The 20,691-nt window shown below is 47.1% G+C and carries 17 protein-coding genes; 8 read left to right on the top strand and 9 right to left on the bottom strand.

From position 1 onward, the window contains the following. Positions 1 to 46 precede the first annotated feature (46 nt). The 5 genes from L1076_RS15475 to L1076_RS15455 form a co-directional block, all read right to left on the bottom strand. Positions 47 to 2,467, bottom strand: a complete 2,421-nt coding sequence (locus L1076_RS15475; RefSeq protein WP_104037750.1) for a GH92 family glycosyl hydrolase — start codon at positions 2,465 to 2,467, stop codon at positions 47 to 49. A gap of 133 nt (positions 2,468 to 2,600) precedes the next feature. Beyond that, positions 2,601 to 5,432 (bottom strand): GH92 family glycosyl hydrolase, encoded by a 2,832-nt coding sequence (locus tag L1076_RS15470; RefSeq protein WP_237303947.1) that lies wholly within the window; start codon positions 5,430 to 5,432, stop codon positions 2,601 to 2,603. Between the two features lie 121 nt (positions 5,433 to 5,553). Beyond that, on the bottom strand, positions 5,554 to 6,954 hold the full coding sequence (locus tag L1076_RS15465; RefSeq protein ID WP_104037748.1) for a fructose-specific PTS transporter subunit EIIC: 1,401 nt from the start codon (positions 6,952 to 6,954) through the stop codon (positions 5,554 to 5,556). Between the two features lie 11 nt (positions 6,955 to 6,965). Beyond that, the gene (locus L1076_RS15460; protein WP_005436338.1) at positions 6,966 to 7,406 is read right to left on the bottom strand and encodes a PTS sugar transporter subunit IIA; all 441 of its coding nucleotides are present in this window, start codon (positions 7,404 to 7,406) and stop codon (positions 6,966 to 6,968) included. Between the two features lie 716 nt (positions 7,407 to 8,122). Beyond that, positions 8,123 to 8,602 carry a peptide-methionine (S)-S-oxide reductase gene (locus tag L1076_RS15455; RefSeq protein WP_237304064.1) on the bottom strand — a complete coding sequence of 160 codons (480 nt, stop codon included), beginning with the start codon at positions 8,600 to 8,602 and terminating at the stop codon, positions 8,123 to 8,125. Between the two features lie 157 nt (positions 8,603 to 8,759). On the opposite strand from L1076_RS15455, the gene L1076_RS15450 reads away from it, so the two are divergent. Further along, on the top strand, positions 8,760 to 9,149 hold the full coding sequence (locus L1076_RS15450; protein ID WP_237303946.1) for a VOC family protein: 390 nt from the start codon (positions 8,760 to 8,762) through the stop codon (positions 9,147 to 9,149). 91 nt (positions 9,150 to 9,240) lie between these two features. After that, on the top strand, positions 9,241 to 9,981 hold the full coding sequence (locus L1076_RS15445) for a DNA-binding transcriptional regulator YciT (RefSeq protein ID WP_005436345.1): 741 nt from the start codon (positions 9,241 to 9,243) through the stop codon (positions 9,979 to 9,981). Here the strand turns inward: L1076_RS15445 and malI are convergent. Continuing rightward, positions 9,978 to 11,000: a Mal regulon transcriptional regulator MalI gene (gene malI / locus L1076_RS15440; protein ID WP_005453001.1), complete on the bottom strand. Its 1,023-nt coding sequence runs from the start codon at positions 10,998 to 11,000 to the stop codon at positions 9,978 to 9,980. The two genes, L1076_RS15445 and malI, sit on opposite strands and share 4 nt — an antisense overlap. A 237-nt stretch (positions 11,001 to 11,237) precedes the next feature. Here malI and malX point away from each other — a divergent pair, with 237 nt between their 5' ends. The 3 genes from malX (at position 11,238) to manA (ending at position 15,288) form a co-directional block, all read left to right on the top strand. After that, entirely contained in the window at positions 11,238 to 12,809 is a 1,572-nt protein-coding gene (gene malX / locus L1076_RS15435; RefSeq protein WP_237303945.1) for a maltose/glucose-specific PTS transporter subunit IIBC, read from the top strand. Between the two features lie 91 nt (positions 12,810 to 12,900). Further along, complete coding sequence (locus L1076_RS15430; protein ID WP_237303944.1) at positions 12,901 to 14,079, top strand: MalY/PatB family protein; 1,179 nt, start codon at positions 12,901 to 12,903, stop codon at positions 14,077 to 14,079. Positions 14,080 to 14,100: 21 nt separating this feature from the next. Continuing rightward, entirely contained in the window at positions 14,101 to 15,288 is a 1,188-nt protein-coding gene (manA, locus tag L1076_RS15425) for a mannose-6-phosphate isomerase, class I (protein WP_237303943.1), read from the top strand. 71 nt (positions 15,289 to 15,359) lie between these two features. Here manA and L1076_RS15420 read toward each other — a convergent pair whose 3' ends face one another. The 3 genes from L1076_RS15420 to L1076_RS15410 form a co-directional block, all read right to left on the bottom strand. Continuing rightward, a complete protein-coding gene (locus L1076_RS15420) occupies positions 15,360 to 16,253 on the bottom strand; it encodes a DMT family transporter (RefSeq protein ID WP_237303942.1) in 894 nt (297 codons plus the stop codon). A 134-nt stretch (positions 16,254 to 16,387) separates the two neighbouring features. Next, a complete protein-coding gene (locus L1076_RS15415; RefSeq protein ID WP_237303941.1) occupies positions 16,388 to 17,191 on the bottom strand; it encodes an alpha/beta hydrolase-fold protein in 804 nt (267 codons plus the stop codon). Between the two features lie 187 nt (positions 17,192 to 17,378). Continuing rightward, entirely contained in the window at positions 17,379 to 17,735 is a 357-nt protein-coding gene (locus L1076_RS15410; RefSeq protein WP_237303940.1) for a VOC family protein, read from the bottom strand. Between the two features lie 259 nt (positions 17,736 to 17,994). Here L1076_RS15410 and L1076_RS15405 point away from each other — a divergent pair, with 259 nt between their 5' ends. The 3 genes from L1076_RS15405 to sodC all read left to right on the top strand — a co-directional run bounded on the left by L1076_RS15405 (position 17,995) and on the right by sodC (position 20,614). Next, positions 17,995 to 19,509, top strand: coding sequence for a catalase (locus L1076_RS15405; protein ID WP_237303939.1), 1,515 nt, complete (start codon positions 17,995 to 17,997; stop codon positions 19,507 to 19,509). A gap of 100 nt (positions 19,510 to 19,609) precedes the next feature. Further along, complete coding sequence (locus L1076_RS15400; RefSeq protein ID WP_005436364.1) at positions 19,610 to 20,074, top strand: ankyrin repeat domain-containing protein; 465 nt, start codon at positions 19,610 to 19,612, stop codon at positions 20,072 to 20,074. A gap of 27 nt (positions 20,075 to 20,101) precedes the next feature. Further along, complete coding sequence (gene sodC, locus L1076_RS15395) at positions 20,102 to 20,614, top strand: superoxide dismutase [Cu-Zn] SodC (protein ID WP_237303938.1); 513 nt, start codon at positions 20,102 to 20,104, stop codon at positions 20,612 to 20,614. Positions 20,615 to 20,691 lie beyond the last annotated feature (77 nt).

Here is a 20,691-nt window from a genome sequence, read left to right as displayed (position 1 = left end):
GTTTTTATTCCACGAGAAAAGGGGACACGAGGTCCCCTCAAAATCATTATTCGCCTAGGTTGGCTTGCATTGCTTCAGACTTGTCAGCTGTCATCACGAAGTGCAGTTCGCCGCCTGCTTTGAATTCGCTGTGCTGGAAGGTGTTGTACACATCCAGAGGCTTACCGTTGATGGTTACTTCTTTGATGTACATGTTGTCTGGACCGTTGTTTTCAGCCGTTACCGTGAAGGTGCCAGAGCCAATGTCTACCGTCGCTTTGTCGAAGATTGGACGACCGATGCTGTAGGTTGGATCGGTTGGCGAGATTTGGTAGAAGCCCAGTGCTGACATCAAGTACCACGCTGACATTTGACCCACGTCTTCGTTACCGATGATGCCGTCTGGCGTCGGTTTGTAGAACTGGTCGTAAACTTGGTCTAGGTATTCCTGCGCCTTGTAAGACTCTTCTGTACGGTTGTACAAGTAGATGACGTGGTGCGAAGGCTCATTACCGTGAATGTACTGACCGATGTAGCCTGTCATGTCTTGGTGCGCTTCACCGCCATTTGGATCGGCAGTAAATAGGTTGTTCAGCTTGTCGTTCAGACCTTGCGTGCCGCCCATGATTTCAGTCAGCTTGTCCAAGTCTTGCATGAACGCCCATTGCCACTGCCACGCGTTACCTTCTGTGTAGTAGAACGCGTCAGACTTGTAAGGGTCGAAGTCAGTTGAAGCGTATTTCATTGCACATGGGTCGCCTTCTTTCAGCTCTGTTGGTACGAAGAAGCCCGTGCCGTCTGCGTTACCTGCTTTTGCATCCCAGTGTTTCAAAGAGTTGTAAGAACGAGCTTTGAACTCTTCATACGCGTCCATATCGCCAGCGGCTTTTGCCATTTCTGCGATCGTCCAATCGTAGAATGAGAATTCCAACGAGTACGACACTGAGTTCCAGTTCGGGTAACGAACACACTGTTCTTTCTCGTGGTAGTTCAACTGACCTGCCATGAGTGAGCTTAGGATGTCGTCATGAATCTGTGGGTACTCATGCGGTGTGTAACGCGCTGATTTCACTGATGCGGTGTAAGCTTGCTCCGCATCAATCAAGCCTTTGGTTACCGCATCGCCCAGAATCGCAGCCGATGGATAGCCGATCATGGTGCCGGTTTCTGAGCCGTGACCTTCCCATTTCGGCAATAAACCAAACTCGTCGTTTGATTTACGAATCAAGTCTTTCACGTATAGCGTTGCTTGGTCTGGGTCGATGATGGTCCACATTGGGTGAACCGCGCGGAACGTATCCCACGTTGAGTAAATCGAGTAGTTTGGTGTGTCGCCATCTTTCAGTGTGCGCACCGTGCCAAGCATATCCACGTATTGACCATCCACATCGTAGAACTCGATTGGCGCGATCATCATGTGGTACATGCCAGTGTAGAAGTTGGTTTTCTCTGCGTCTGTGCCGCCTTCTACTTTGATTTTTGCTAGCTTCTCAGCCCACGCGTATTCTGCGTCTTCTTTTACTTTTGCTAGATCGAAACTTGGTGCTTCCGCTTCTAAATTTTTCTGTGCGCCTTGCCAGTTAACTGGAGAGATACCGACGCGGATTTCAATGGGCTCTTCACCTGTGCCGAAGTTTAGGTAAGCGGTCAGATCATCGCCTGAGTAAACTGCGCCATTGCGCATTTCGCGAGTTGGTTCTTGGTCTTGTTCACCCAGCAGTGCTTTGGCGATTGGCTGGTTGAATTTCGCGTAGAAGAAGATGTCTTGACCTTGGTGGTCTTGCCCTTGGAACCAGCCTGTTGATGTTTTACGACCGCGAATGGTGTATTCGTCCACCACTTCTACTTTGTTCTTCAAAGACTTGCCGTTGTTGTTCATTAGGGTATGACCCAAATCGAACTTCACGTTGCGGTCTGCGCCATCAGCAAAGGTGTATTTGTGAAAACCAACACGTTTGGTTGCGCTCAGTTCTACTTCAATTTGACCTTGGTTTAGCTTGGTTTTGTAGTAGCCTGCGCTTGCTTCTTCATTGGCTTTGTCGAAAGAGTTCAGCTGAGTGTTCGCCATGTCTGCGTATGGTAGAACTAAGATGTCGCCTAAGTCCGTTGCGCCTGTACCTGAAAGGTGAGTATGGGAGAAGCCGTACAGCGGAACGTCAGTGTTAACCACTTCGCCAGTTTCGTAGTTAGATGAATCCCAGTAGCCAGAAGCCGAGTGCCAAGGGTTAAGCCCTGATTCGTGGTCTGTGTTAGAGCCGATGAAAGTATCTGGAGACAGTTGAACCATACCTGCCGGTACCGTCGCCCCCGGGAATGTATGACCAGAAGCTGCTGTGCCGATCATTGGATCGACGTATTTCAACACCGCGAGATCAACAATTGGATCGCCCGGTAGTGAAGAGGAAGAATCGTTGTCGCTGTTACAGCCAGCCAAGCCACCCGTCAGACCAACCAGGATAGCCAAAGAGATAAGATTACGTTTAAACATGTGCATACCGTTTTGTCGTTATTCGTATATAAAAAGTGTTTATAAGAGACTGTTTATAAAGGACTGCTTATAAAATTTGCTTGTAGGGGTAGCCGGGAGATGCGTTCCCCCGGCTGAGTTGTCACTATTGGGATTAACGAGAACCTGCTGGCATCTCGTCTTCATGCAAGAACTCACCGATGCCTTGTGCTGGTGGAAGATCTTGCTCTAGAGAGCCCCAACGTTGATTTGGTTTGTCGCCCATCACGAACTCCAACTCACCGCCGTACATGATTTCGTCATGAGTCAGGTAAGTGCGGTTGAAGTCTTTGCCGTTGTAGCGAGCCGATTGAATGAAGATGTTTTCGCGGCTAACGTTCTTCGCGGTAACCGTGAACTTCTGGTTGTTGCCGACATCGATGGACGCGCTTTCAAACAGCGGAGTACCGATTTCGTAGATGCCAGAAGAAGCGTTAACTGGGTAGAAGCCAAGTGCACGGAACACGAACCACGCAGAGAGCGTACCGAAGTCGTCGTTACCACAAATGCCGTCAGCGGTGTTCTTGTAGCAAATGTTGGTTGCTGCGGCGATGGCTGCCTGACCTTTCCAAGGTTGACCCACGTAGTTGTACAAGTACGGCACGTGGATATCTGGTTCGTTACCTTGCACGTGCTGACCAACGTTACCTGTGTTGAACACCGGGAATTGGTTGTCGCCTGCGTTGCGGTCTGGGTAGGTTGACCAGTACTCATCCAAGCGAGCTGCGAACAAGTCACCGCGTTCTGCTTCAGGGTTTTGTGTCTTGTCGAAGCGTGTCATCAGGTCAATCAAGCCATGAATGTCGTGCTGAACACTGAACGAGTATTGCCAGCCGTTCGACTCAGAGAATGCCCAGTTGAACATGTCTGGACGCCAGTCTTTACCAACCGCGCGACCGGTGATTGGGTCTACCCAACCTGCATCGATAAACTCGCCATCGTAGTCACGGGCTTTGAACCAACCTTGGTATTGCTTACCACCGAAGTCGAATTGCGCTTGCCAGTTTTTAGAACGGTTAGCGAACTCGGTGTAGCGTGGATCTTCTTCACCAAAGACTTCCTTGATCGATTGCGCGATTGCCCAGTCGTTCATTGAGTATTCAAGCGAGTAAGATGCTGTCCAAGAGTCTTTAAATGGTGAGTGACCGCCGTAAGAATCTGGTGGAGTATCGTGCAATTGCGCTGGCACGTAACCTTGTTCTTCGTACTCTTTGATCCATGCTACGCCTTGGCTCGTTGCGGTGCGCGCGTCAGTGATCATTGCTTCAACTAAGCGTTCTTTGACGTCTTTGCTCTCTGCTTCTGTGAAGCCAAGATCGATCATGCGTTTTTCTAGTGAGCCTTTCGACAACACATCATGAATCACTGGCGTTGAGTGCATGCCCATCATCATGCCTGTTTCGTTGCCTTTGAATGTCCACTCAGGCAGACGACCTTTGCGCACGTTGCCTTTGTCATCCACCCATTCTTCTTCAGCGTAAGACAGCATAGATAGAACCACGTCGGCTAGGCGGTCAGGTTCAAGAATCGAAGACAGCGGTTGAACTGCGCGGTAGGTATCCCATAACGAGAAAGTGTCATAGCGCGTGAAGTCTGCTTTGCCATCTTTGTTAGCATCGGCAGTGCGGATCGACTCTTTCAGCGTATCAATCTTATCGCCCCAAGGTGTGTTGCCATCTGGGTAAGCGTTACGACCTTGGTGAACTTGGCGGTAGCGACCATCTAAGTCAGAGTGAATGGTTTGACCTAGGTACGAGTGGTACATCGCGGTGTAGAATGTCTGTTTGTAATCCTCGTCGCCAGAGACTTGGATCTTGCCGAGTTCGTCTTCCCATTTCTTCGTTGCCGCTTCGCGTACTTGATCGAAGTTCATGCCCGCAACTTCTGTCATGTTAAGAGAAGCACCAGACTTGCCGTTCTCGCCGATCTCAACGTTTGATAGTGCCAATTTCGCTTCAACCGTTAAGCCGTCTTTGGATGTGTCGAATTCAACGTAAGCGCGCGCGTATTGGTACTTGCCGCGTGTCTCGTTACCGATTTCAGTGATTCCTTCTGGCACGTCCATGTAACGACCTTGCTCTTTATCGTAGTAAGCAAAGCGAACGTTTTTGATTGGTTGGTCGAATTCCATCACGAAGAATTCTTTTTGGCTTGGTGCCCAGCCGTCAGAGAAACGGTGACCTTCTAGACGGTTATTGTCTTTATCCCATTTCAAGTAAGAATCTGAGGTGTAGTCCCAGTTAATTTTGAAGCCAGTGTTCACGATGATTTCTGACTTCTCATCACGAGGGAAGGTGTAACGGTGTACACCAACGCGATCCGACGCCGTTAACTCGGCTTTGATGTCGTAATCCAATAGATCGACTTTGTAGTAACCTGCTGTCGCTTGCTCGTCACGATGTTGGAAGCGAGACGCTTCTAGGTTTAGCGTTGCCGAACCTTCATCAATCATGTAATCCGAACGCGAGTTGATTGGCATGACGAGAATGTCGTTCAAGTCGCCAGCACCTGCTCCGGAAAGGTGGGTATGAGAGAAACCGGAAGTACGTGCGTCGTGGTAGTAGTAGCCTGAAATGTATTCCCAGCCGTTTGAACCGTTGTTTGGAGAAAGCTGTACCATGCCGTGTGGTGTGGTTGCACCAGGGTAGGTGTTGCCTAGGTTACCTGTGCCGATGAATGGGTTGACGTAGCGTGTTACGTCCATATCGGCGAAATCTACCGGGATATGAACGCCCATGTCGATTTCAGGTGTTTCTGGGTTTGGCTTGTCATCACAGTCGCCATCGCCAACTGGAGGACATACTGGCTTGCCGCCGTCAGGAATATCCGGCAGTGCAGGGTTGGTGTCACCGCCTTCATAAATGTTGGTTGTGTCGTCGTTACAGCCAGTCAGACCGACTAGACCACTGAGAACTGCGCAAGCGAGTAGGGAAGGTTTGAATTTCATTTTTAAAGCCTTGTAAATTGTAGGGTTATATAATTAAAAAAATCAGGGGTATTACTAAAACTTAAAAACTTGAAATAGAGCCCTTTGGGGGAAAGGGCTCTTAGGGGGAGGAGCTTAAGGTTTAAGCTTTCACAAGAGTCGCTGCGTTACGCATCGCTTCTTTCGTTGAACACTCAACAACGTTTGCTTTTGCAAAGCGGTGAGCGTCTTTTACTTGGATATCGTGAGCTAGAATAACTAGCTTCGCGTTTGCTACATCTAGGTCAGTGATTCGGTTCTGGATACCGTTTTGACCTTGAGTTTCTACTTTGATCTTCAGACCTGCTGCTGCACCTGCTTTCTCTAGTGCTTTCGCTGCCATGAATGTGTGTGCTACGCCAGATGGGCAACATGTTACTGCTACGATGTCGTACTCGCCTTCGCCTGCTGCTGGAGCCGCTTGAGCTTGTGCAGGTGCTTCTTCTGCGATTTCGTCTTCTGCTTCTTCTTCAGCAACTGGTTTCCAGAAGCCAACGATAACTGCTGTTGTTAGTGAGCCCAGTGCGATACCCACAACGTACATTGGGATGTTGCTTGATACAGGTGCTGTGATTAGACCGCCCCATGGTGCGTGTAGTAGAACGTCTGTTAGGAAGCCGAACACACAGCCAACGATACCACCAGCAACGATTGAAGGAAGAACGCGTACAGGGTCGTTTGCTGCGAATGGGATAGCACCTTCAGAGATACCGATAGAACCCATGATTGCTGCTGCTTTACCTGCTTCTTGCTCTTGCTTAGTGAACTTCTTCTTGAATAGGAATGTTGCTAGTGCCATACCTAGAGGAGGCGTACAGATTGCGATACCAACACCACCCATTAGCCATGGCTGAGTATCAACTTGAGTTTGTGCGAATAGCGTTGCTACTTTGTTGATTGGACCGCCCATATCGAATGCAGTCATACCACCAAGAATCGTACCTAGAACCACTTTAGAAGCGCCAGCCATAGAAGCTAGGAATTCGTTCATAGAAGCCATGAAGATCTTGATTGGCTCACCGATACCCCATAGAACGATACCTGCAGAGATAAGCGTACCTAGTAGAGGGTAGATGAAGTAAGCGCCCAACGCAGTCATGTTAGCAGAAAGAGGGATCTTCTTAAGTTGGAATACCACACCACCTGCGATGAAGCCCGCTACGATACAACCAAGGAAGCCGCCGCCCATGTCAGCCATGATGCCAGAAGAGATCATCGCTGGAGCTAGTGCTGGTTTGTCTGCAATTGAGTAACCGATGAAGCCACCAAGAATAATTGGGAACAGCACTAGACCTTTAATACCGATATTAGAAATATCAGCCAATAAACCGTCCGCAGGAACCGCACCTTTACCTGATGCCATTACCGCCAGCGCCAGTAGTACACCACCCGCAACGATAAATGGAAGCATGTGAGAAGTACCGAATAAAAGGTGACCTTTCATGGTACTTAGGATTTTTTTGAAATCGCTATTATTACTAGCTTGAGCTGTGATTGTACTCATAATTTCACGCCTTATGAATTAATTAAAATATTTAGTATTTGGTTTTCGTCTTTTGCGTTATGAATATCTTCAATAAACTCTTCGCTAAATTTACCGAATAATTCTTGAAGAACATAAATATGGTGGTCGGCACCGTTATCTGGTGAAGCAATCATGAAGAATACGGTCGGCTTGACTCCCTCTTCGTCGCCATACTCGATGCCTTCGCGCTTTACGCCAACAGCGATCGCGGGCTCTGTAACCGCTTTGCTTTTTGCGTGTGGGTAAGCGATGCCGTCCATTGAAGTCACGCTTAATGCTTCACGTGCTTCGATGTCGGTTAAAAAAGCCTCTTTGCTGCTGATTCGATTATTTTCGAATAGCATCTGTGCTAGCTCTTCAAAGACTTCTTTTTTATTATTTGCTTGAAGGTTGCCTTTAATTAAATTGACGTTTGTTAGTTCTGTTATCATTTTTTGACTCATTGGTACTGAAGTAATGAGGCAAATTTAATTAATGTTACGGTTTTCTGAAATAGTAAAAAAAATCCAATAACTATATTTTTGTATCACTGAGAGCTAAGTGTGATAGAAGTCATTAATATCAATGAGCTAGAAGGGAATTAGTATTGTGACTTATATTCCATTTATTTTGAAATTAATAATGAAGCTTGAAAATAAACGAGAAGGGAATCAAATATGGTTCAATTTTGCTATAAAAAAGAGGCTTTGTGCTAAAGGCTATCTATACCCAAGTAACCTCGAGATGCTAGGTTCAGCGAGAATGACTTGGTTTGTAGACGCGGCGGCGATTTATAGGTCTAGTGGGTCTAAATCAAGAATCGGCAACAAAGTATACAAGCCAAGGCAACTCGCCCTTTGGGAGCGTGTCATTGACTCGACTTCTGCGTCAAACAACTTGGAAAGAGCTGGCTATTACGCTGCGTTGTTTTCCTTGACCTCGAATCAATGACAACGCTCTGAATCCTGCATCTTGAAGTCACTTGGGTATAGTAACCCTTTTATTAACGTAATTTTCTATCTCTTTGAGAAAAGAAATAAAGCGCTTTGGAGAGATGATTGTGAACTTAGCTAGTTTCTCCCCTTGAGACACATTGGCGAATGTAAGCTCCGAATTTGAAGCCAAGGGGAGGTTAGGAAGGGGTGTTACGCTGAATTTGGCTAATCCATTAAGACGGATTTTTGTACTTGTGCAGCAAATCTAACGGGATATGGCAGTAGTCGTTTGGAAAGAGCGTGAGTCTGTCTTGGTGCTCATCATCACTTGGCACATAGTTTGTAAGTGGCAGTACTTCTACGGCGATCTTCTCAGCATCCGGTCTTGCTGCGATAAACGCTTTAGCGATGGCTAGGTGTTGTTCGTTTTGGCTATAGACACCAGTACGGTACTTCTCACCTACGTCTTCACCTTGCTTGTTAACACTGTGCGGGTCGATGATTTCAAACAGATACCCCATTAAAGTTTCAACTGAAACCTGCTCAGGGTCGAACTGGGTTTTCACGCATTCTGCGTAGCCATCGTATTCGGATTGAGTGTTATCCGTTGAGCCATTTGCTCGTCCTGCTTCGGTGCTGATTACGCCGGGAAGGTGGCGCATAAATTCTTGAACGCCCCAAAGGCAGCCGCCTGCGAAGTAAATCTCTTCCATCATTCTGTCCTGAAAAACTTTGCGCCATTATGGGCATCACTTTCATTCAAACACAACTCCAACCATAAAACAGGAACAACTCGGTGGTGATTTGCTCTCTTTTTTGCGCTGCTTTTCCTCGTTAGATTGAACGCAGTTAAGAGCTAGGGGAATCCTAATGAAAATTGAACATATCGCGATTTGGACTGAACGTTTGGAAGAGCTTAAAGCCTTCTATGAGAAATACTTTAACGCGGTGTCTAACGACAAATACCACAACCCAACTAAGCAGTTTTCATCTTACTTTCTTTCGTTTGAAAGTGGTGCTCGATTGGAGTTGATGTCGATGGAAGGTGTGGGCGCCTGTGAAAAATCTCATGCGATGCAGGTAACAGGATTAGCACACTTTGCCTTTTCTCTAGGATCAGAGCAGGCAGTGGATCAATTAACCAAAACCTTAGTGGATGATGGCTACCAATGGATCGACGGTCCGAGACAAACAGGTGACGGTTACTATGAAAGCTGCGTGTTAGATCCAGATGGCAACCGTCTTGAGCTTACGGTGTAACGCAGCTTAGCTTACTTCTATCGTTCACAGGCTGCTTTCATATGAAAGTGTTCGGGCGTATACTGCAAGCTCATCAATAAGGAGCGAGCCTGTGAACTCAAGACAAAATGAAATCCTGCAATTGGTTAATGACCGCAAACGCGTTCAAGTGACGGAGCTTTCTGACATCATTGGCGTGTCGGGCGTGACCATCAGGCAGGATTTGAACTTCCTTGAGCAACAAGGCTATTTAAAGCGTGTACACGGCGCTGCGACGGCGCTACAAAGTGACGACATTGATACGCGACTTGAAGTGCGCTTCGACATCAAACAAGCGTTAGCCAACAAAGCGGCAGATTTGGTATCACCAAACGAAACCGTGTTAATCGAAGGCGGCAGTGCTAACGCGCTCTTGGCTCGCACGTTAGCTGAACGTGGTGATGTCACCATCATTACCCCATCGGCGTACATTGCCCACCTCATCCGTAACACCTCAGCTAACATCATCTTGCTTGGTGGTGTGTATCAGCATCAAGGCGAGAGCTTGGTTGGACCTCTGACTAAGCTGTGTATTGAGAACATTCACTTCAGCACGGCTTTCTTGGGTATTGACGGCTTCCATCAAGATACTGGCTTTACTAGCCGAGACATGATGCGTGCAGAAATCGCTGAAACCATCATTGCGAAAAAGCGCCGTAATATCGTGCTGACGGACTCAAGCAAGTTTGGGCAAATCTACCCATCTTCGATTGGTAAAACGAGTGAAATATCGGTGCTGTTAACCGACGAAGCCGCTCCGAAAAGCGACCTCGAACAACTGAGAAAGCAAGGCGTGGAAGTAGTGTTGGGTTAAGCCGATTCACGAACAATGAGTTTGGGAGGCAGGATCAAGCTGTAAGGCTCGCTGTCTTCTTGCTTGAGTTGATTGATCAATCGTTTTGCTGCTTGTCTTCCCATTTCTCGTGCATTGGAATTAACGAAGGTGAGCGGTGGTTCAATTAACTCTGCTTCTTCAACGTCATCAAAACCAATCACCGATACTTGCTCGCCGATAAACTGATCTTTACCGATGGAACGTCCTGCTCGATGTATGCCATAGACCGCGCCTAGTGCCGTCGAGGAATGGTGACAAAGAACCGCAGTAATCTGTGGATGTTCCAACAACAGTTGCTGCACAGTTTGAGCGGCAGACGCTTGGCTTTTCTCACACTCGACCACCCACTCAGGTTTGAAAGGCAAACCAAATTGCATCAGAGTTGAACAATACCCACCAATGCGCTCAGCACGACACAAAGAACTGCTCGCGCCGCCGACATAAGCGATTCTACGATGCCCTTGTTTAACCAGATGCTCCGTCGCTAACTTGGCGGCGTACATGTTGTCTGGTCCCACGTAGTCGATTTGCTTATCCACCGAAGCGCGCGAAATGCAAACCATTGGCAGATTGTGCTGCTTGAGGTTTTCGACATTGAACTGCTGGCTTTCACCAATTGGGCAAAATGCGATACCACCGACACCTTGGCGTGCCATGGTTAATACACACTTCTCAAACTTTTCTTGGCTATCCCCACTTTGAGCCAGAAACAGCATGTAACCTTGCTGCTCGATTTCTTCGCTCAATCCTGCCGCGACTTCTGCGTAATAGGGATCACTGATGTCTTTGAGGATCAGTCCAATGATTTCACTGGAATTGGATCGTAGGTTGGCAGCGGCACGGTTACGGATATAGCCGAGCTCTTCAACCGCAGCGTTGACCTTTTCTATTGTGTCTGGAGAGATCCGCCCTTTATTCCCCAACACCATAGAGACGGTGGTAACTGACACGCCAGCATGTTTAGCGACTTCTGTAATGGTCACTTTTTTTGACGACATAGATTCACTTTATGGATTAGAAAAACGTTTTATCATCAAACTGTAACCCTATTAGGTTGATTTTAAAAGCCCTACACAGTTTGTGGAAAAAGATATCTAACTCGATCACAGAATTTTTGGTAAAACGTTTTATCAGAATTTTTAGCAGCGTATATTGAGTGCATAAAAACAACACTTCATGCGCACATAATGTGATGTGTATGAGCCCTACAAGTTCTCAATTTCCGGAGACAAACTATGTCTAAAAGCAATAAATCGACCATGTGGGAGTTCTTGCAAAGCCTCGGCAAGACCTTCATGTTGCCAGTCGCGCTGCTGGCATTTTCAGGTATTCTTCTTGGTGTCGGCAGCTCGTTTTCTAGCGCCGCTATCAAAGAAGCCATCCCATTTTTAGACAACACCCCTCTGCAATACCTGTTTATGTGGATGACCAAAATCGGTCTTGTCGCATTCATTTACTTGCCTGTGATGTTCGCCGTTGCTATCCCGCTTGGGTTAGCGCGTGAAGAAAAAGGCGTGGCAGGTTTCGCGGGTTTCGTTGGCTATGCTGCGTTCAACCTTGCGATCAACTTCTTCCTAACCGTCGCTGGTGTACTAGACAGTGAAGCGGAACGTGCCGCCTACGGTGTGAAAAGCATCATCGGGATTGAATCGATTGATACCGGTATCCTTGGCGCGGTGATCGTTGGTGTGATAGTTGCGAAACTTCACCAGCGTTTTTACACCTTCAAAATGCCAGATGCGCTAGCGTTCTTTGGTGGCGCTCGTTTTGTTCCAATCATTTCTGCATTGGTACTGGGCGTTGTCGGTGTGTTTATCCCATTTGTATGGCCTTACTTTGCTGCAGGCATCAATGGTATCGGTCATGTGATTGAAGGCGCGGGTGATTTCGGTCCAATGCTGTTTGGTACGGGCGAACGTTTGTTGCTGCCAATCGGTCTTCACCACATCTTAGTTGCGCTAATTCGATTCACTGAAGCAGGCGGCACAATGGACGTGTGTGGTCAAACCGTGTCTGGCGCACTAAACATCTTCTATTCTGAATTGTCTTGTCCTGACACAACGGCATTTACACCGGAAGTCACGGCATTCTTGTCTCAAGGTAAAATGCCAACTTTCCTAGGCGGTTTACCGGGTGCAGCTCTTGCGATGTACCACTGTGCTCGCCCTGAGAACCGCTCAAAAATTAAAGCACTGCTTATCTCTGGCGTCGTAGCTTGTGTGGTAGGTGGTATCACTGAGCCGCTTGAATTCTTGTTCCTATTTGTTGCGCCAGTACTTTACTTCGTCCACGCGATTCTGACTGGTTTGGGCTTTATGGTGATGGGCTTGCTTGATGTCACCATCGGTAACACAGACGGCAATCTGATTGACTTCTTGGTGTTCGGTATCCTGCAAGGCACAGCGACGAAATGGTACTTAGTACCGCTGGTGGCGGGTGTTTGGTTCGTGGTTTATTACTCAGTGTTTAAGTTTGCGATCACTAAGTTCAACCTAAAAACACCAGGTCGTGAAGTCGATACGGCGGAAGTGGACAAAGAGCTTGAAGCCGCATTCAGCAACGAATCCGGCAAAGGTGCCGCAGTACTGGCAGCCCTTGGTGGCAAAGAGAACATCACGGCTCTAGATAACTGCATCACTCGTCTTCGCTTGTCTGTTAACGACATGAGTTTGGTCGACGACGCTAAGTTGAAAGCCAACGGCGCTCTGGGCGTAGTGAAGCTTGATGAGCACAACCTGCAAGTCGTTATTGGCACGCAAGTTCACCTTGTGAAGAACGAAATGCAAGCCATCATGTCTGCAAGCTAATCACTGCCTTGATAGATGCTCCCCCTCGGCACAATCTCCATCCTCCCCCCAATGAGATTGTGACGAGGGACCTTAATATTGGAATATTCGTATGACTCAGAATTTCGACTTTGATACACCGATTGATCGCACCGGCACTTACTGCACGCAGTGGGACTACGTTCAGGATAGATTTGGAAAACCGGGTTTATTGCCGTTTACCATTTCAGATATGGATTTTGCTGCGCCAGAGCCCGTGATGGATGTACTTAAACAACGTTTAGAGCATCCGGTATTAGGTTATAGCCGCTGGAACCATGAGGATTTTAAGTCCGCGATTTGCTACTGGTATCAAACTCGTTTTGACTGCGAAATCGACACTCAGCAAGTGGTGTACGGACCATCGGTTCTCTACATTGTGTCAAAGTTGATTGAGCAATGGAGTCAGCTGGGACAGGGCGTGGTGTTCCATACACCAGCTTATGATGCGTTCGACAAAATGATTGAAGGGCAAGGTCGTGCGTGCGTTCGCAGTCCGCTCATCAAGCAGCAAGGTCGATTTGAAATTGACTGGCAAGATCTGGAAACCAAACTCGCTGACCATAACAACACTGTGCTGTTGTTATGCAGCCCTCACAACCCAACAGGGCGAGTGTGGAGCCAAAGCGAATTGGAAAAGATGGCGGAGCTTTGTAACCAACACCAAGTCAAAGTGGTTTCGGATGAGATCCACATGGACGTGAGCTTTAAGCGTCACATCCCTTACGTGGGGTTTGGTCGTTCACAAGATTGGGCTGTGGTTACATCGGCGTCTAAATCATTCAATATTCCAGCCTTGAATGGCGCGTATGCGTTGATCGCGGATTCACCAACTCGCGAACGTTATCTGCATAAACTCAAAGAGGTGGATGGTCTTTCATCGCCCTCTATCATGGGCGTGCTTGGTACGATGGCGGCTTATCATCATGGAGAGCCTTGGCTAAAGGCACTCAACGAGTATGTATTGGCTAACCATCAATACGTGAAAGAAGCACTGGAAAGCGCCTTTCCTGAGGTGAGCTACCTTGTCCCAGACGCGACCTATTTAGCATGGATTGACTTATCTGTTTTGAATCTAGATATGACGCTGCTTAATCATGCGTTAATTGAGCGATTCAATGTCGCCATCATGTCTGGAGATGTTTATGGCGATTCTGGTAAAGGCTATCTCAGGCTCAATCTGGGTTGCCCAAGAAGCAAAGTCGAGCAAGGCGTTTCAGCCTTGATTCAAGCGATCAAATTGCAGCGTTAAACCATCGCAGGAGAGTGTGAGATGTCACTGTTCAAGCTAGATAACGTGATTCAAAAATACGCTTGGGGAAGTAAAGAGTCGATTTCTAAACTATTTGGCATCGACAATGCGAACCATCAACCTCAAGCTGAAATTTGGATGGGAGCGCACCCTAATGGCTGCTCGCGCCTCGCAACAACCGGTGAGTTATTGTCTGATGTGATTGCGAGAGACAAAGCAAACATGTTTGGTGATTACACCATGATGCGTTTCGGTGAACTTCCGTATCTATTCAAAGTGCTTGCGGCGGATTCTCCGCTCTCGATTCAAGTTCATCCGAGCAAGCGAAAAGCTGAGCTTGGTTTTGCACGAGAGAATGAACAAGGTATTCCGCTTGATGCCCCTAATCGCAATTACAAAGACGCCAATCACAAGCCAGAGTTGGTCTACGCACTGACTTTCTACAAGGCGATGAATGGCTTTCGTCCGATAGAACAGATACTGACGCTGTTCCGCCAATTCGGTATTCGCAGTTTAGACAGCGAAGTGACCGCGCTAGCCGAGCACCCAAATCAAGACGGGTTGAAAGACTTCTTCACGGCGATCATGACCTTGAGCGAAGCTCATAAAATTCAAGCCTTGGCAGAACTGGACGCAGCGTTAGAGCGTGGTCCAAAGACGGTATTGGAAAGAGAAGTGCTCAGTTATGTGGCGGAATTTCAAAAGCATTACCCGCAAGACATAGGATTGCTGTCTCCGTTGATGTTGAACACGATAGAACTTGCGCCCGGGGAAGCGATGTTCCTCCATGCCGAAACGCCTCATGCGTATGTGCAAGGTACAGCGTTGGAAATCATGGCGAATTCTGACAACGTACTTAGAGCTGGGTTAACGCCCAAGTACATTGATGTGGATGAGCTTATCGCCAATACGGCATTTCACACCACACAACCGGAACTGATTAAGCTGCCGCCAATCCACAAAGAGGGCAAGTTGAGCTATCCAATTCCGGTGGACGATTTTGGGTTTGATATTCTCTCTTCCGATGAAGAATGTAAGCAACAGTTTGTGCGTGGTGCTGAGATTGTTTTTTGCGTTGAAGGCGAAGTTGAGGTCATGACATCAGAGACAAACCTGATCTTAAAAGCCGGAGAGTCCGCATTTATCACTAACGATTGTAAGTTCTACCAATATCAAGGGAATGGTACGTTGGCGAGGGCGTATAACTAGTCAATTCGTCGTTAATACTAAAAGGCCGCTTGAACAGCGGCCTTAATTGATTCTATGACGCCTAAAAGCGGTTAAGCGACTTTCTCTTTTCGTTTCGCCAGCATTGCAGCAGGAGAGAAGCCTGTTACCAACATTGTCCCGCTTAGCACCAGAATGGTCCCTATGATGGTGTTGAAACCGACTGGCTCATCCAAAACTAGGTAGCCCCATAGAATGCCAAAAACGGGCACAAGGAAAGTGACGGTGAGAGCCGAAGCAGGGCCAATTTCAGAAACTAGGCGGAAGTAAAGCAAATAAGCCAAACCGGTACAAACCACACCGAGAGCAACCACAGAGCTCCACTCTATGCTGGTTGGCTCTGCACGCATTGGTAAAAATGGCAGTAGCGGAAGTACCCAAATAACCGCTGCCCACATACTGCCGTGTGCGTTGTCAAAAGCTGGGACTTGTGGTGCATTTTTAGTGTAGTTGGTTGCAATCCCATAGCTGAAAGAAGCCATTAAGCTTGCCCCAATAGGGAGGGTAGCCTCTCTGCCGATGATTGAAGAATCCAAACCGACAAGTACAGCGACACCGCCAATACCAATCATCATACCTAGAATGGCTTTTGCCGTTAAAGGGCTGCGATACCAAACAAAACCAATTAATGCGCCCCATATCGGTGCGGTTGAGTTGAGAATGGCTAAGGTCGACGCATTAAGTGTTTGAGCAGCGTAAGCAAAAAGCAGAAAGGGCACGGCGCTATTAAATAAGCCAATAATGAAAAAGTGCTTAATGTGCTTTGTGAAGGCAAGTTTCTTTTTGAGATAGAAAGCTATCAAGAGCAATGCTATTGCCGCAAATGCAACACGAAACTCGATTAAGTAAGCCGGTCCGAACGTATTAGCGGCGACTCGCATAAACAGAAACGAGCCACCCCAAATAGCAGCGAGACAAAGTAAGCGAAAAAAACTGGCTGCAGTCATAATACATCCTTGGTCGAGGTCTAGCGCCCCATTGATTAATTGTTGCGCTAACAGTGGATTAAACCAAGGATGAGATCAACCAGAAATGCAACGCCAGTTCCGAATCTGGCTACCGCTGACTTGTTTTGATGATCTTAAATTTCTTCTTTTGGAAACAAGATTGGGAGGCTGTCCCTGTAGGTGTGATACCACATTTTTCCATGATCTAAATTTTTATACTCGATAAGAGTCGGTAAATTGAAACCCATGTAGTTCTTGGTTTGTATATGTTTATAGAAAGCCTCAACGGAGGGGTGATTTCCTATGTGTGTTGAGCTGAATATAGCGGTGACTTCTAACCATGGCGAAGCCTTATAACGTTCCTCTTCCAAAGGATAGATGGTGTCTTCAATACGCCAGAACGAACCGTCGGCGATAATAAAATTCTTGAAAAACTGGCTCCCAATATCTTCTGATACCATGATATGTGCAGTTTTTGCGCCTCCAAATGAATGTCCAGCCAGTGTGCGTTCATTTGGATCGATATCGTATTCGGCTTCGACAACTGGGATGAGTTCTTGGGTTAAGAAAAGGTAGAAGTCATCGACCCCTGGTGGCACATAATCAATGTTTCTGCGTCCAGGAGGACCTTCATGAATGGCGATTAGAATGACATCGAGTTCGGCATTGGCGATAAGGTTACCAAACCCCTGACCCGTCCCATTACCGTCGGAAACGTAGATAACGGGCAAAGATGTTGTGCGCTCTTCATAGTTTTCTGGCAAGTAGATGTCGTAGGGATAGCTGACGCCAGTGATATTAGAAAAGATATTGTCTTGTACTTTTTCCGCAGGAACATACGCGGAGTTGTTGTCTACAGAGGAGCCGTCCCCCCCGCCACATGCCGATAACACAAGCCCCAAAGAAAGGGCGATGAACCAACGCTTCAAAACTTCCATGTTTTACCTTTGCTTTTGATTTAAAGAACAAAAACAACTGTATAAGATTTGAGCAATCAAAAAGCCCCGCGTTATCAACAAATGAAAAGGCGGGGCGAGCGGGGTTGTAACTCTTCGAGTCAATTATCGAATGCGGTGGTACGTTATTGTTTTACCTGTCATTAATTATTGCTTTACTTGTCATTAATTAATGCTTTTCAGACCAGACCGCGAACTCATTGCCACTTGGTTCGGTAAAATGGAAACGACAACCTCCCGGGAACTCGAAGACCGGTCGAATGATTTGCCCCCCGAACTGTTCGATTTTGGCTAACGTGGCGTGAATATCCGAGCTATAGAACACCAGTAGTGCTGCCCCATTTGTTGTTTGGCTTACTTGCTCTGCTACATAAAAGCCACCGTCCAAGCCTTGACCTGAAAAGGCGCTGTACTCAGGACCATAATCAACGAAGCTCCATCCAAAGGCTTGCTCGAAAAACTGTTTAGTCGCATTGATGTCTCGCGTGCCAAACTCAACGTAATTTAACTTTTCATGTTGGTGCATTCTGGTGTCCTTTTCATCGCTGTGCTTTTCTGTCAGTGTATTGACTCTTCCGTCGAGTTTCTCAGCCCGAGTCTAGGTTTTATTAATCAAACTGATGAAACCTCAAAAATTTCATTGGTTATCCCTATTAAATCTATCGTTATTTCCCATTAAACAAATGTAATCATTGAAGATATATTCTTCGTGGGCAGAAAAGAGCTTTTGAGTATCCATTGACCACTCGACTGGTCAAATGGTTAGCACGCATTGGAGAGCAACCATGCAGATGTCAAAAAGCTTTTTATTAATTACAGTTGGCTTAGCCAGCACATCTCTGCAGGCGCAAACCCTGACAAGAGACAACGGTGCACCAGTCGGTGACAACCAGAATTCAATCACAGCAGGTGAAAACGGCAGCGTATTACTGCAAGACGTTCACCTGATCCAAAAATTGCAGCGTTTTGCCAGAGAGCGTATTCCTGAGCGTGTTGTGCATGCTCGTGGTACAGGTGCTCATGGTGAGTTTGTTGCATCGGGTGATTTTAGTGACTTAACGGTTTCCGCTCCTTTTACTAACAAAGGAAAGGTAACCCCTGTTTTCGTTCGTTTTTCGACCGTTATTCACTCAAAAGGATCACCTGAGACACTTCGCGATCCTCGTGGTTTCGCCACTAAATTTTATACTGAACAGGGTAACTGGGATCTGGTAGGGAACAACCTGCCTGTGTTCTTCATCCGCGATTCAATTAAGTTTCCGGACATGGTGCACTCTCTAAAACCGTCTCCTGTTACCAACGTTCAGGATCCAAACCGATTCTTTGATTTCTTCAGTCATGAGCCGAGCGCGACCAACATGCTGACTTGGGTTTATAGCAACCTAGGTACGCCAGCAAGCTATCGCACGATGGACGGCTTTGGTGTGCACGCTTATAAGTGGATTAATAAGCAAGGCGATGTGAACTATGTGAAGTTCCAATGGAAGAGCCAACAAGGTATCGAAAGCCTGCGTCCTGATGAAGTCACCGCAATGCAGGGTAAGGACTTCAACCATTTAACCAATGATCTGTACAAAGAAATTGGGCGTGGTAACTACCCTAAGTGGGATCTCTACGTGAAGGTGCTGTCACCAGAAGCTCTGAGCAAACTGGATTACAACGGGTTGGATGCGACCAAAGTATGGCTGAATGTGCCAGATCAAAAAGTCGGCACTATGACATTGAACCGCCTACCAGAAAATTTCTTTTTAGACACTGAACAGTCGGCATTTGCGCCTTCGAATTTGATTCCTGGTATCGAGCCATCGGAAGACCGTTTGCTACAAGGTCGTTTGTTCGCTTATGCAGATACACAGCTGTACCGCGTGGGTGTGAACTTGTTCCAGCTGCCAGTAAACCGTCCTTTAGCATCAGTGAACAACCATAACCAAGATGGATTGAGCAACAACGCGAAGCAAGGCAATGGTGATGTGAACTACGAACCAAGCCGTAAACTGGCGCTGGCAGAAGACACACAATTTAAAGCGGTTGAAACCAAGCTGGTTGGCACTGTTCAACAGAGAGCGATCAGCAATCCTCGCAACTTCTACCAAGCGGGTGTGTTGTTCCGCAGCATGAACGAGCAAGACCAGAGTGATTTGATTGCTAACTTAGCGGGTGACCTGAACAAGGTGATGGATAAAGACGTTAAGGAAACCATGGTGAGCTATTTCTATCGCGCAGATAAAGAGTACGGTACGCGTCTGGCTGAGGCGACAGATACCAATCTCAAGCAAGTGAAAAACAAAGCGATGATGTAAGCATTAAGTTTTGACCTGCGGGAGATTTATCTGCTCTTTTCTGCCCGAAAATCAGGGCTCCCGTGGGTCATTCTCAAATTCTATTAGTGAGGGTGAGTAAATGAAAACCGTATTTTTGCTCAGTGCCGTTCTATTCTCTTTGAGCTTCTCGCTGAGTTTATTAGCTGCCGAAGACAAACTGGAAGAAGAATACCAATCTCTGGTTGAACTGTTCTTTGACGCAGCGCGAATTGGCAATAACGAGGTGGTCGATACATTTGTTTCTCAAGGCTTCCCAATCGACCAACGCAATACTCAAAGTTATACCGCATTGATGGTGGCCGCATATCAAGGACATAGAGAAACCGTTCGCTTGCTGCTCGACTCCGGAGCCAACGCCTGCCTACAAGATAAGCGTGGTAACACCGCATTAATGGGGGCACTCATCAAACGTGAAATAGGCATAGCGAAAGACCTCTATCAAGCGGATTGTTCACCAGAGCTGCGCAATAAAGCAGGGTTAAATTTGAAAGAGTTTGCCGAGATCTATGGTCAATCCAATGTGTTGAAATCACTTCAACACTGATAAATAACAATAAATAGGATCCACAGTATGAATAAAACAACATGGCTTGCTGCACTTGCGTTTCTCTCTTCCCCAACTTTTGCCGAGACAGTAAGCGTAGAAATGATTGACCTTGGCTCTGGTCAATCAACCGGAACCGTGATGATCAGCGACAGCGATTACGGTACCGTTTTTACGCCGAAACTACAGGGTTTACCTGCTGGTACACATGGCTTCCATCTACACACTAACGGCTCGTGCGACAGCATTATCAAAGAAGGTAAAACCATACTTGGCGGTGCTGCCGGAGGGCATTATGACCCAGAAAAAACAGGCAAGCATGGCTTCCCTTGGACGGACGACAATCACCTTGGCGATTTACCAGCGCTTTACGTGAATGCTCATGGTGTGGCGGATCAGCCAGTATTGGCACCACGAGTAAAACTTGATGACGTAAAAGGTCGTGCTTTGATGGTTCATGCGGGTGGCGATAACCACTCTGACCATCCGGCGAAACTTGGCGGCGGCGGTGCTCGCATTGTGTGTGGTGTAATTAAGTAATTCCCTTCTTAAATGACACAAACAAAAAACGGTCCAGATAAGCTGGACCGTTTTCTTTTTGAGCAAAAGCTGATGGG

The sequence above is a fragment of the Vibrio sp. MMG023 genome (assembly GCF_021654215.1).
In the GTDB taxonomy this organism is placed as follows: domain Bacteria; phylum Pseudomonadota; class Gammaproteobacteria; order Enterobacterales; family Vibrionaceae; genus Vibrio; species Vibrio jasicida.
The sequence above is the reverse complement of the archived record's forward strand: the minus strand, read 5'-3'. Positions and strand labels throughout refer to the sequence as shown.

Bases quoted from the DNA above. Each gene is read 5' to 3' on its own strand.
- L1076_RS15475 (WP_104037750.1), bottom strand. From the start codon at position 2,467: ATGTTTAAACGTAATCTTATCTCTTTGGCTATCCTGGTTGGTCTGACG.
- L1076_RS15470 (WP_237303947.1), bottom strand. From the start codon at position 5,432: ATGAAATTCAAACCTTCCCTACTCGCTTGCGCAGTTCTCAGTGGTCTA.
- L1076_RS15465 (WP_104037748.1), bottom strand. From the start codon at position 6,954: ATGAGTACAATCACAGCTCAAGCTAGTAATAATAGCGATTTCAAAAAA.
- L1076_RS15460 (WP_005436338.1), bottom strand. From the start codon at position 7,406: ATGATAACAGAACTAACAAACGTCAATTTAATTAAAGGCAACCTTCAA.
- L1076_RS15455 (WP_237304064.1), bottom strand. From the start codon at position 8,602: ATGGAAGAGATTTACTTCGCAGGCGGCTGCCTTTGGGGCGTTCAAGAA.
- L1076_RS15450 (WP_237303946.1), top strand. From the start codon at position 8,760: ATGAAAATTGAACATATCGCGATTTGGACTGAACGTTTGGAAGAGCTT.
- malI (WP_005453001.1), bottom strand. From the start codon at position 11,000: ATGTCGTCAAAAAAAGTGACCATTACAGAAGTCGCTAAACATGCTGGC.
- malX (WP_237303945.1), top strand. From the start codon at position 11,238: ATGTCTAAAAGCAATAAATCGACCATGTGGGAGTTCTTGCAAAGCCTC.
- L1076_RS15430 (WP_237303944.1), top strand. From the start codon at position 12,901: ATGACTCAGAATTTCGACTTTGATACACCGATTGATCGCACCGGCACT.
- manA (WP_237303943.1), top strand. From the start codon at position 14,101: ATGTCACTGTTCAAGCTAGATAACGTGATTCAAAAATACGCTTGGGGA.
- L1076_RS15420 (WP_237303942.1), bottom strand. From the start codon at position 16,253: ATGACTGCAGCCAGTTTTTTTCGCTTACTTTGTCTCGCTGCTATTTGG.
- L1076_RS15415 (WP_237303941.1), bottom strand. From the start codon at position 17,191: ATGGAAGTTTTGAAGCGTTGGTTCATCGCCCTTTCTTTGGGGCTTGTG.
- L1076_RS15410 (WP_237303940.1), bottom strand. From the start codon at position 17,735: ATGCACCAACATGAAAAGTTAAATTACGTTGAGTTTGGCACGCGAGAC.
- L1076_RS15405 (WP_237303939.1), top strand. From the start codon at position 17,995: ATGCAGATGTCAAAAAGCTTTTTATTAATTACAGTTGGCTTAGCCAGC.
- L1076_RS15400 (WP_005436364.1), top strand. From the start codon at position 19,610: ATGAAAACCGTATTTTTGCTCAGTGCCGTTCTATTCTCTTTGAGCTTC.
- sodC (WP_237303938.1), top strand. From the start codon at position 20,102: ATGAATAAAACAACATGGCTTGCTGCACTTGCGTTTCTCTCTTCCCCA.